Here is a 12,355-nt window from a genome sequence, read left to right on the forward strand (position 1 = left end):
TTATATAAAATCCATTGAATTTTCAGTGGATTTTTCTTTTTTAGAAAGTATATTTGTCAAATGATTAGCCATAAATTTCAACCTTTCAAAACAAACATCTCAGGTATTTCTTTACCTGAAAAATTTACATTTCCATTTTATTATGAACCTCATGAGTTAAGCATAATTGCTTCAACTGAATTACAAAATTATTTAGAAACACAAACTGATTTTGAACATAATTTTGGTTTAGATGCAACTCAAAAAGGTTTAATAATCGGAAAAATGTTTGGTGTTTTAGTTTGTCAGAATGAAGTTGGAGAATTAGGTTATTTATGGGCTTTTTCTGGAAAATTAGCAGATTCTAATCATCATGACAAATTTGTTCCAACGGTTTATGATATGTTGGATGCAAAAGGATTTTATAAAATTGGTGAAGAGAATTTAAACCAAATCACTTCAGAAATTGAAAGCCTAAAAGAATCTGAAAATTATAAGAAGGTTTTTAAAAATTTAGAAAAAACTAAAACAGAAGCTTTCAACGATATTCAAAACCAAAAGAATAACATCAAAGTTCAGAAAAAGTTGCGTGATGAAATTCGAAAATCAAATTCATTCAACGAAGAAGAATTAAAAGAAGCTAGTAAACAAGAAGGAATTCTGTTAAAAAAAATGACACAATTCTGGAACTACAAAATTCAAGATTCCCAGAAAGAATTCGACTTAATTAATTCAAAAATTGAAACTTTAAAATTAGAGAGAAAACAAAAATCTGCTGCTTTACAACAAAGACTTTTTGCTGAATATGCTTTTCTAAATCAATTTGGAATTCTAAAAAGTATTGGAGAAATCTTCGAAGAAAATCCACCAGCTGGTGCAGGGGAATGTGCTGCTCCCAAGTTATTGCATTATGCTTTTGCCAATAAGTTAAAACCCATTGCTATGGCTGAATTTTGGTGGGGAAAATCACCCAATTCAGAAATCAGAAAGCACAAACAATTTTATCCGGCTTGTAAAAGCAAATGCGAACCTATTTTAATGCAACACATGTTGGATGGTTTAGACATGGAAGAAAATCCGTTTGAAAATAATCCTGCAGCAGGAAAAGTTATTTCTATAGTTTATAATGACGATTATTTAGTTTTAATCAACAAACCAGCCGAATTCTTATCTGTTCCTGGAAAACAAATTAAAGATTCTGTTTACCAAAGAGTCAAAGATTTATATCCAAAAGCAACTGGGCCATTAATCGTTCATCGTTTAGATATGTCAACTTCTGGAATCATGATTTTGGCTAAAAATGAAGAAGTTTATAAAGAATTGCAAAGTCAATTCATAAAAAGAACTATTAAGAAAAGATATGTTGCTCTTTTAGACGGAGTTCTTCAAGAAAATGAAGGCTTTATAGATTTTCCATTACGTGTAGATTTAGATGATAGACCAAGACAATTAGTTTGTTACGAACACGGAAAAACAGCGAAAACCAAATGGCAAAAAATTGAAGTTATTGACAACAAAACCAAAGTCTATTTTTATCCCATTACAGGAAGGACACATCAATTGCGAGTTCATGCTTCACACGAATTAGGATTAAAAACTCCAATTCTTGGTGATGATTTATATGGAAAAAAAGCCAACAGACTTCATCTTCATGCAGAACAATTGACGTTTATTCATCCAATTTCAAAAGAAGAAATGACTTTTTCTGTCGAAGCTGAGTTTTGAGTTTTTTTGTTGAAATTATTTTTGAACATATCTTTGTTTTTAAAATCATAATACTAAATCATAAATATTTTATATATTTGATTTAAAAAAAATGATAGAAAAACCATTCAATTCGCAAGATGAAAACCTTATTAAAAAAGAGTTAAAAGAATCTTTAAAAGCAGCTAAGCCTTTTATTTTCTTTTTAATTTTTATCACATTAGGTACTTTTCTAATTCCTATTGGTTTTCTTAGTAGGACTGCAAGACGAATGGGTGAGTATCAAACATTATACGAAATTCATGGTGAAATGGCAGTTTATATAACAATTGTGATATGTTTTAGTGTGATTTCTATTGTTTTAGTTTATTTAAAAATTGTAGAACTATTTTTGGATAAAAAAAATAAAATCAAAATAGTAAAAGAAAAAACAATTCTCAACATTATTGAACTTACTGAAAAAGAGAAAAAACAATGGAAAATTTTAAATAAAGGATATACTCATCAAATTTATGTTAGTTATGATGATAAATTTTTATTTGACTCAATAGAAAATCCTGAACTATTAAACGCTAAAACAAAAGAAGTTCAATATTCAAAAAGTGCTGAAATTATTCTTAATGAATTATATTCATAAATAAAATATGAGAAACCTACTCTTACTTATAGTAACACTTTGTTTTTTTAAAACCAATGCACAAAATTTTACTCGTAGAGATTCTCTGCAAGGAGGAATGCGTTTTGAGCGTTCTTGTTATGATGTGCAACGTTATGATTTAAATATAAAAATCAATCCAGAAGAGAGAAGTATTCTTGGTTATAATGAAGTTACGTTTGATGTTTTACAAGACACAAAGAAAATTCAATTGGATTTATTTGAGAATATGAATGTAGACTCAATTGTCTTCAACAAGCAAAAATTGACTTATAAAAGAGATAATGATGCTATTTTTATTAATTTTAGTTCGACTTTACCTCAAAATTCGTCACAAAAGCTTCGTTTTTACTATTCAGGAAAACCTTTAGTTGCTAAAAATGCTCCTTGGGATGGTGGTTTTGTGTTCAAAAAAGATAAAAGTGGCAAAGATTTTATTGCTGTTGCTGTGCAAGGAACTGGAGCTAGTTTATGGTATCCTGTAAAAGATTCACAAACCGATGAACCGGACAAAGGTGCCACAATAAAAGTAGCAGTTCCAAACGGATTAATGAATGTTTCAAACGGAAGATTTAAAGGTCAAGAAGATTTGAAGAATGGCTATACACGTTGGGATTGGGAAGTTGTAAATCCAATAAACACCTACTCTATCACGGTTAATATTGCAGATTATGTTCATATTCATGATAATTTGAATGGATTGGATTTAGATTATTATGTACTTCGTGAAAATGAAGAAATAGCAAAAGCTCATTTTGAAGTTGATGTGAAACCGATGATGAATTGTTTTCAAGAGAAATTTGGACAATATCCTTTTTATGAAGATGGATATAAATTGGTAGAAACTCCTTATTTAGGAATGGAACATCAAAGTGCAGTTGCTTATGGAAATCAATATAAAAAAGGCTACATGGGTCGCGATTTATCTGGAACAGGAATTGGATTACAATTTGATTTCATAACGATTCACGAAACTGGTCACGAATGGTTTGGAAACAGTATAACTAGTAAAGATATTGCTGATATGTGGATTCATGAAGCCTTTACAACCTATTCAGAATCAGTTTTTGTTGAATGTACAAAAGGATATGATGAAGCTCAAAAATACATCAACGGTCAATCTAAAAATGTACAAAATGATAGACCAGTAATTGGTTTTTATGGCGTCAATAAAGAAGGTTCAGGTGATATGTACTATAAAGGAGCGTTGATGTTGAATACTTTAAGACATATCACAAATAACGATTCAAAATGGTGGGCAATGTTGTTAAAATATTCGAACACTTACAAAAAGCAAATTATTGATACTAAAACGGTTATTGATTTTTTTAGTCAAGAATTAGGTCATGATATGACACCTTTTTTCAATCAATATTTAAAACATACTTCTATTCCTATTTTAGTGTTGAAAAAGCATAAAAATAGATTCAAATACAAATGGCAAACTGATGAGCCCAACTTTGAAATGCTAGTTGAAATAGAAATCAATGGAAAAAGAAAAAGATTGTTGGCAACTAATGAATTTCAGGTATCACCTATTCCAGTTGTTTCAATTCCAGATGAAATTAAAGTTAGAACGGATAAATATTATATTAAGGTACATTAATTAAACCAAACTCTCTTTTCGAATAATTTTCCCTGTTGCAGTTTCTTTAAATTTATTTATAAAGATAACTTCTCTTGGTTTTTCATATTTATCTAAAGTTGTAATTTTACTCAAATCGATTGGTTGTTCTTTTCCTTCAACAACAAGCACTAAATGTTCTCCCAGTTCTTTATCTGCTTTACCTGTTACAAAAAAACGGTTTTTGATAAAAGGTAGCATCTTTGCTTCAATTTGTTCAGGAATTAATTTAATTCCACCACTATTAATTACGTTATCAAACCTACCTAAAAACACAAATTTATTTTCAGAAAGCAACTCTACAATATCATTTGTATGAATAATTTCATCTGAAATAGCTGAAGCATGAATTAACAAACAATTGTTTTCATCTTGTGATAAAACAACATTAGGTAAAGTTGTAAATGCTTTTTCTCCCAATTTTCTTGCAGCAATATGTGTAATGGTTTCTGTCATTCCATAAGTTTCATATATGTTTGATTTTATAGGTTTCAATATTTTTTCTAAATCTTTAGAAACTGCAGATCCACCAATAATAATAGTTTTAAAATTATGCAATAAATCAATTGAATTCATAGCCTGAAGCGGAACCATAGCTGTAAAATCGTATTGTTTATCAATGGTTTCTAAAGGATGTGAACTTGGTGCCACAAAATCCATTTCTAAACCTAAAATAAAGGCACGAATGAACATCATTTTTCCAGCAACATATTGAACTGGCAAACAATTCAAAATAGTATCACCAGCTGCTAAACCAAAGAAATCTCCTGTAGCTAAAGCTGAATTAACCATAGCTTGTTTTTCTATTCTAATCTTTTTGGGTTTTCCGGTTGAACCCGAAGTTTTCATTTCAATAAAATCTTTAGTATCAAACCAATCTAAAATAAAATCACCAACAGGTTTTTCAAAATCTTCACCTTCTTTAATAAAACTATAAGCTACACGGCATAAATCTTCTGCCTTAAGGTGAAAGCCGTTTAGTTTAAATTTATTATGAACATTTTTATAATTAGGAATATATTTTGTCATCTTTATTTTAAATTAAATTGTTGGTTCATTAAATTTTTCTATGTGATTTCCTGTTAGTTTTTCTTTCCAATTAGTCCATTTATAAATTTTAGTAAAAATTATTAGTAAAATAATATAAAAAAGAATAGGCATAAAAATTTCGTAATTTACTTCTGGTTTTGACAAATCTTTGAAGATTGCATTTGTTCTCAAAACACTATAATCTGCCGTAATTAAAAGTGCAGAAATTAAATTATTAGATGCATGAAAACCTAAGGCTAATTCTGTTCCTTCATCCATAAGGGTAATTATACCAAAGAAAAGTCCTGTTCCAATATAGTAAACCATGATAATTGGCCCCATTTCTGCAACTTCTGGGTTAAACCAATGCATACCACCAAAAATTACAGATGTCATTACTAATGGAAACCATTTGTTTTTTGATAAATTATAAAAACCTTGCATTAAATAACCTCTAAAAACCAATTCTTCTGTACTAGTTTGAATGGGAATTAAAAGTAGCGCTATAGCTGATAAAATTAAAAAAGGAATTAAATTAAATTGCAAAACAATTTCAGAATCACCAGAAAAATAAGATAGTAGAATTAGTGAGATTGAAATAATTGCCCAAATAGAAAATGCCACAAAAAATCGTTTCCAATCTATCTTTTTTCTTGAAGTAATAATTTCTTTAAAATCTTGATTATGAAATTTTCTCACAACAAAATATAATCCAAATATTGCAAACACAAACGATATTAACATTAGAAAAAGTAGAGCATTTGAATCAAATAAAGCGTACAAATCTTCTTCATTAGTAGGTAATGGTTTTCCTGCTAAAAGTGTTTTCATTAGAGCAGCAATCGTTATAGGAATTTGACCAATAAATGAAGCTAGAATTACAAAAACAGAACCAACTAAATACTTCCAAAAATCGTTACCTTTTTTTAATCCTTGTGCAATAAACATATTATTTTTTTATTTTTGTCTAAAATAGTATTTTTTACCGAAAATTATAACCCAAAACTAATAAAACATGATAAAAATTTACCATAATCCTAGATGTACAAAGTCACGTGAAGGAATTTGCGAATTAGACGACATAAATCAGCCTTATGAAATTATAAAATATTTAGAAACTCCTCTTAATAAAGAAGAATTGGTTGATATCCTTAAAAAGCTAAATTACAAACCCATGGAACTAGTTAGAACTAAAGAAGCTATTTGGGTAGAAAAATATAAAGGAAAGAAACTTTCTGATAATGACATTATAATGGCCATGGTAGAAAACCCTAAACTAATCGAAAGACCAATCATTGTAAACGGAAATAAAGCAGTTGTTGCTAGACCAAAAGAAAAAATTAAGGAAATTCTATAAATTTTTTAACAAACTTTTGTGATTCGTAGCTTAAACCAAAGGGTATTTTTGCAGTCTTATCTACAAAAAATAAAACAGCAAATTTAATGAGACTAAAAAAATTATTATCAGCCTTTACTTTACTTTTGATTTCGTATTCAGGAATAGCACAAATGGCTAAAGTAACCGTAAGTGGAAAAATTTACGAAAAAAGTACAAATACACCATTAGAATATGCAACAGTTGTTCTTAGAAACACAGAAAACACAGAAATAGTAACGGGTGGTGTAACCGATGAAAAAGGAAGTTTCAGTTTAAATATTATTAAAGGAACTTATACTATTAGTTATGAATTTATTTCATTAAAAACTGTTGTAGTTAAAAATAAGGTTATTGACTCAGATACTGATTTTGGTATAGTTTATTTAGAACCAGATGTTTCACAGCTACAAGAAGTTGTATTAATTGCAGATGTATCTACTGTTGAATTCAAACTAGACAAACGTGTTTATAATGTTGGACAAGACATGATGGTTAAAGGGGGCACAATGAGTGATGTTTTGAATAATGTTCCTTCCGTAACTGTTGATCCTGATGGAACAGTAGCCTTACGTGGAAATGAAAATGTAAGAATTTTAATTGATGGTAGACCTTCTGGATTAGCAGGTATAAATATTGCTGATGCATTAAAACTTTTACCAGCAGATTCTGTTGAAAAAGTCGAAGTAATTACAAATCCTTCTGCTCGTTATGATGCTGAAGGTGGTGGTGGAATTATAAATATAGTTTTAAGAAAAGGAAAAGCACAAGGAATAAATGGTTCTGTTATAGCTTCTGTTGGTGATCCTGCTGCTTATGGCTTGTCATCAAATATTAATTTCAGAAGTGAATCGTTTAATTTGTTTTCAAATTTTGGATATAACTATAGAGATGCACCAGGAAATTCTTCAACTGATGCACAGTATTTTAATAATGATGGAACAACGAATAGCTTTATTTATGAAAAAAGAACTAATCAACGTTTAAATAGAACATTCAATGCAAATTATGGAATTGATTTATTTTTAACTAAAACGGCTTCTTGGACACATGCCCTAACTTTCTCTAAAGAATCAGGCTCAAATCCAGATGATGTTTTTTTTAATTATTATGATGCTGATTTTAATCCAACTTACGTTAGAAATCGTTTAAACGACCAATTGAGCAAGGAATATAGTATTGAATATTCTTCTATTTTTACTAAACAATTTGAAAAAGAAGATCATAAATTAACCGCAAATGTTGCTTTTTCTAAAAATCAAGATAATGAAAACTCAATAATTTATGACCAAATTGTAGGTGATCCTTCAACTCTTTTTACGGATGTTACGCTTAATAATCAATCGCAATTAAGAAACTTATTACAAGCTGATTATGTATTACCAATTGGAAAAGATTCAAGATTCGAAGCTGGTTATCGTGGTAATTTTCAAAATAACTTAACCGATTTTAAAGTTAACGAAAATTCTGTTTTTACAAACTTACTTGAATATAAAGAACATGTAAATGCATTTTATGCTCAATATGGTTCTAAATTTAATAAATTCTCATACTTTTTTGGCCTACGATGGGAAGATAGTAATATTGAAGTAAATTCAATTACTGTCAATGATTACAACACCAAAAAATACAATAACTTCTTTCCTTCTGCTACTTTAAATTATGAAATAAATGATGATACCAATGTTACTTTAAGTTATAGTAAAAGAATTAATAGACCAAGAGGAAGGTTCTTAAATCCTTTTTCAAGTTTTTCTAGTAATATTAATATTTTTCAAGGTAATCCAGATTTAAATCCTTCTTATACCAATGTGATAGATTTAGGTTTTTTAAAAAAATGGGACAGAATTACTTTTAACTCTTCTATATATTTAAATGTTACTGATAATACTTTCGAATTCATCAGAAAAGAATCAGGTGACTTTGTAACGACCAATGTTGACGGTGTAATTGTAAATACTCCAGTAATCATTAGTACTCCAATTAACTTGGCTAAAGAATATAGAACAGGATTTGAAATGAATGCGAATTATACTCCCTACAAATGGTGGCGTTTAAATGGTAATTTCAATTTTTATAGAGTAGAAAATCAAGGAGATTATTCATATACAAACTTTCAAGGAGATGAAGTAGTTCAAAACTTTGATAATGTTGCTTCAACTTGGTTTACTAGATTAACATCAAGAGTAACTTTACCTTATAAAATAGATTGGCAAACAAATGCAACTTATAATGCTGCACAAAAGAATGCACAAGGTAAACGATTAGATATGACAACTGTAAACTTATCGTTTAGTAAAGATATTTTAAAAGACAAGGGTTCACTTGCTTTGAATGTTAGTGATTTATTTAACACAAGAAAAAGAAGAAATACAGTAGATTTAGATAATGTTTCCTCTTATTCAACTTTTCAATGGAGACAAAGACAAATAACTTTAGCCTTTACTTATAGATTCAACAAGAAAAAAGAACGTGAGAATCAACGAAGTAATGAAGGTGGTGGAGATGAAATGATGGGAACACCATAATATACAAAATATAAAAAAAGCTCTTTAGTACTAAAGAGCTTTTTTTTTGATTCAAAACAAAAATTACTTTTCGTCTTCGTCTTCTTTGTTTTTATTTTTCTTCTCTTTGATTAATTCCATAATTGCACCACCAATCCAATAAGGAACAAATGCAACTAAAAAGAACATAACCCAAAAACCAATCGTTAAGATGGTTAAGAATAATAAAAAGCCTAAATACTGATCAAATTCAAACATGTTTTTCCGGATTTTAATGAATTCTCTTCAAAGATAGAGTAATTATTATTTTTAACAATAAATACTTCAAATTATTTTTTAAAAGGTTTTAGAATGATTAAATTTGAAGGGAATTTGATTATTCGATTAATGGACTCTTCGATTAATCGAAATATCGAAAAATCTAATTATCAAACAACAAAATAAAATGGAATACAGAATAGAAAAAGACACCATGGGTGAAGTTAAAGTTCCTGCAGAAAAATATTGGGGAGCTCAAACAGAACGTTCAAGAAATAACTTTAAAATTGGACCTTCAGCTTCAATGCCAAGAGAAGTAATTATGGGATTTGCTTACCTTAAGAAAGCTGCAGCTTACGCAAATTGTGATTTAGGTGTTCTTTCAACTGAAAAAAGAGACGCCATTGCACAAGTATGTGAAGAAATCTTAGCTGGAAAATTAGACGATCAATTTCCATTAGTAATTTGGCAAACAGGTTCTGGTACACAAAGTAACATGAACGTAAATGAAGTTGTTGCAAACAGAGCTCAAGTTTTAGCCGGATTCAAAATTGGTGAAGGAGAACCAGTTGTTAAAGCAAATGATGATGTAAACAAATCACAATCTTCAAACGATACTTATCCAACAGGAATGCACATTGCAGCTTACAAAGCTGTGGTTGAAGTTACAATTCCTGGAGTTGAAAAATTAAGAGATACCTTGGCTGCAAAGTCAAAAGAATATATGAATGTAGTGAAAATTGGACGTACACACTTAATGGATGCTACTCCACTTACATTGGGACAAGAACTTTCTGGTTATGTGGCTCAATTAAATTACGGATTAAAAGCGGTTAAAAATACTTTATCTCATTTATCAGAGGTAGCTTTAGGTGGAACTGCTGTTGGAACTGGATTAAATACTCCAGAAGGATATGATGTAAAAGTAGCAGAATATATTGCAAAATTTACAGGAATGCCTTTCGTAACTGCTGAAAACAAATTTGAAGCTTTAGCAGCTCACGATGCAATTGTTGAATCTCATGGAGCATTAAAACAATTAGCTGTTTCATTAAATAAAATTGCAAACGATATTAGAATGATGGCTTCTGGTCCTCGTTCTGGAATTGGAGAAATCATTATTCCAGAAAACGAACCAGGTTCTTCAATTATGCCAGGAAAAGTTAACCCAACACAATCTGAAGCTTTAACTATGGTTTGTGCTCAAGTTATGGGTAACGATGTGGCAATCACAATTGGTGGAACTCAAGGTCATTATGAATTAAATGTTTTTAAACCAATGATGGCTGCTAATTTCTTACAATCAGCAAGATTAATTGGTGATGCATGTATGTCTTTTGACGAGCATTGTGCTTCTGGAATTGTTCCCAATTATTCAAGAATTAAAGAATTAGTTGATAATTCATTAATGTTAGTTACTGCTTTAAATACTAAAATAGGATATTATAAATCTGCTGAAATTGCTCAAACAGCTCACAAAAACGGAACAACTTTAAAAATTGAAGCGGTTCGTTTAGGATATGTAACGGAAGAAGATTTTGATGCTTGGGTTAAACCCGAAGATATGGTTGGCTCTTTAAAATAGTTTTCAGCGAGCAGTTTACTGCTGAATTGCCGTTCGGCTTTAGCCAACGGAAAATAAAAATAAAAAATAAAAAATGCAAAAAATAATAGATAGATTCATTAGTTACGTAACAATTGATACAGAATCTGATCCAAATTCAGATACAACACCAAGTACAGCTAAACAATGGGATTTGGCAAACAAATTGGTAGACGAGTTAAAAGCAATGGGAATGCAAGACGTAACCATTGACGAAAATGCATACATCATGGCAACTTTACCTAGTAATGTTGAACATGAAGTTCCTACAATTGGTTTCGTTTCTCATTTTGATACAACTCCAGATTTTACAGGAGCTAATGTAAATCCACAAATCATTGAAAATTATGATGGAAAAGACATTGTTTTAAATGCAGAACAAAATATAATTTTATCTCCAAGTTATTTTGAAGATTTGTTACTTTATAAAGGACAAACCCTTATTACTACTGATGGTACTACTCTATTAGGTGCTGATGATAAAGCTGGAATTACAGAAATCATGACGGCTATGGAACATTTAATTAATTATCCGGAAATTAAACATGGAAAAGTTCGTGTTGGATTTACACCAGATGAAGAAATTGGACGTGGTGCTCATAAATTTGATGTGGCTAAGTTTGGTGCTGAATGGGCATACACAATGGACGGAAGTCAGATTGGTGAATTGGAATATGAAAATTTCAATGCAGCTGGAGCGAAAGTTACTTTCAAAGGAAAAAGCGTTCATCCTGGTTATGCTAAAGGAAAGATGATTAACTCAATGTTATTGGCAAGTCAGTTTATTGCAAAATTACCAGAAAATGAAGTTCCAGAAAGAACTACAGATTATGAAGGATTTTTCCATGTGCATCATTTAAATGGTTCACTTGAAGAATCTTCTGTTGAATTAATTATACGCGATCATGACAAAGAAAAATTTGAAGCTCGCAAAAAAATGATTTATGCTATTGCCGATGAATTTAATGCTTCTTACCTAAAGCAATTTGGAGAAAACATTTGTGAAGTGGTTATAAAAGATCAATATTACAACATGAAAGAAAAGGTAACTCCTGTTTTTCATATTGTTGAAATTGCTGAAAAAGCTATGAAAGAATTAGGAATTGAACCACTAATCAAACCAATTCGTGGTGGAACTGATGGTTCTCAATTATCATATAAAGGTTTGCCTTGTCCTAATATTTTTGCAGGTGGACATAATTTTCATGGAAAATATGAATATGTTCCAGTTGAAAGTATGGTAAAAGCAACTGAAGTTATTGTAAAAATCGTTGAGTTAACAGCTAAGAAATAGATTTTTGGATATTCGGATTTTCAGATATTTAGACGTCTGAAAATCCGTTTTCTGAATATCTGAACATCAAAAAGATGAACAAAGATACATTACACGGAATAAAACTAGTCGATATTTTAGAAAAATTAGTCGCTGATTATGGTTTTGAAATTTTAGGAGAAAAAATAAATATTAAATGTTTTACTTCTAATCCAACTATAAAATCGAGTTTGACTTTCTTAAGAAAAACTCCTTGGGCTAGAGAAAAAGTAGAACAATTATATTTGAAAAGTATAAAATAAAAAAAGTGTAAAGAATTGATTTTCTTTACACTTTTTCTATTTATTT

The 12,355-nt window shown here is 29.8% G+C and carries 11 protein-coding genes; 8 read left to right on the plus strand and 3 right to left on the minus strand.

Annotated features, from left to right (window positions below):
• The first annotated feature begins 60 nt into the window (after nt 1–60).
• The 3 genes from AAC008_RS11505 to AAC008_RS11515 all read left to right on the plus strand — a co-directional run bounded on the left by AAC008_RS11505 (nt 61) and on the right by AAC008_RS11515 (nt 3,944).
• Complete coding sequence (locus AAC008_RS11505) at nt 61–1,704, plus strand: pseudouridine synthase (protein WP_339889430.1); 1,644 nt, start codon at nt 61–63, stop codon at nt 1,702–1,704.
• Between the two features lie 91 nt (nt 1,705–1,795).
• Nucleotides 1,796–2,320, plus strand: a complete 525-nt coding sequence (locus AAC008_RS11510) for a hypothetical protein (RefSeq protein WP_339889431.1) — start codon at nt 1,796–1,798, stop codon at nt 2,318–2,320.
• A 7-nt stretch (nt 2,321–2,327) separates the two neighbouring features.
• Nucleotides 2,328–3,944 (plus strand): M1 family metallopeptidase, encoded by a 1,617-nt coding sequence (locus AAC008_RS11515; protein ID WP_339889432.1) that lies wholly within the window; start codon nt 2,328–2,330, stop codon nt 3,942–3,944.
• On the opposite strand, the gene AAC008_RS11520 is transcribed toward AAC008_RS11515, so the two are convergent.
• Nucleotides 3,945–4,991, minus strand: coding sequence for an AMP-binding protein (locus tag AAC008_RS11520; RefSeq protein ID WP_339889433.1), 1,047 nt, complete (start codon nt 4,989–4,991; stop codon nt 3,945–3,947). It abuts the gene before it with no gap.
• Nucleotides 4,992–5,003: 12 nt separating this feature from the next.
• Entirely contained in the window at nt 5,004–5,939 is a 936-nt protein-coding gene (locus tag AAC008_RS11525; protein WP_339889434.1) for a type II CAAX endopeptidase family protein, read from the minus strand.
• A 67-nt stretch (nt 5,940–6,006) separates the two neighbouring features.
• Here AAC008_RS11525 and arsC point away from each other — a divergent pair, with 67 nt between their 5' ends.
• The gene (arsC, locus tag AAC008_RS11530) at nt 6,007–6,348 is read left to right on the plus strand and encodes an arsenate reductase (glutaredoxin) (RefSeq protein ID WP_339889435.1); all 342 of its coding nucleotides are present in this window, start codon (nt 6,007–6,009) and stop codon (nt 6,346–6,348) included.
• Between the two features lie 86 nt (nt 6,349–6,434).
• Nucleotides 6,435–8,894 carry a TonB-dependent receptor gene (locus AAC008_RS11535; protein ID WP_339889436.1) on the plus strand — a complete coding sequence of 820 codons (2,460 nt, stop codon included), beginning with the start codon at nt 6,435–6,437 and terminating at the stop codon, nt 8,892–8,894.
• 63 nt (nt 8,895–8,957) lie between these two features.
• Here AAC008_RS11535 and AAC008_RS11540 read toward each other — a convergent pair whose 3' ends face one another.
• Entirely contained in the window at nt 8,958–9,131 is a 174-nt protein-coding gene (locus AAC008_RS11540) for a hypothetical protein (protein WP_339889437.1), read from the minus strand.
• 187 nt (nt 9,132–9,318) lie between these two features.
• On the opposite strand from AAC008_RS11540, the gene fumC reads away from it, so the two are divergent.
• From fumC to AAC008_RS11555, 3 genes are all read left to right on the plus strand, one after another.
• Nucleotides 9,319–10,716 carry a class II fumarate hydratase gene (gene fumC / locus AAC008_RS11545; protein WP_339889438.1) on the plus strand — a complete coding sequence of 466 codons (1,398 nt, stop codon included), beginning with the start codon at nt 9,319–9,321 and terminating at the stop codon, nt 10,714–10,716.
• A gap of 73 nt (nt 10,717–10,789) precedes the next feature.
• A complete protein-coding gene (gene pepT / locus AAC008_RS11550; protein ID WP_339889439.1) occupies nt 10,790–12,028 on the plus strand; it encodes a peptidase T in 1,239 nt (412 codons plus the stop codon).
• 74 nt (nt 12,029–12,102) lie between these two features.
• On the plus strand, nt 12,103–12,309 hold the full coding sequence (locus AAC008_RS11555) for a VF530 family protein (RefSeq protein ID WP_339889440.1): 207 nt from the start codon (nt 12,103–12,105) through the stop codon (nt 12,307–12,309).
• Nucleotides 12,310–12,355 lie beyond the last annotated feature (46 nt).

This window comes from uncultured Flavobacterium sp., assembly GCF_963975515.1.
GTDB lineage: Bacteria > Bacteroidota > Bacteroidia > Flavobacteriales > Flavobacteriaceae > Flavobacterium.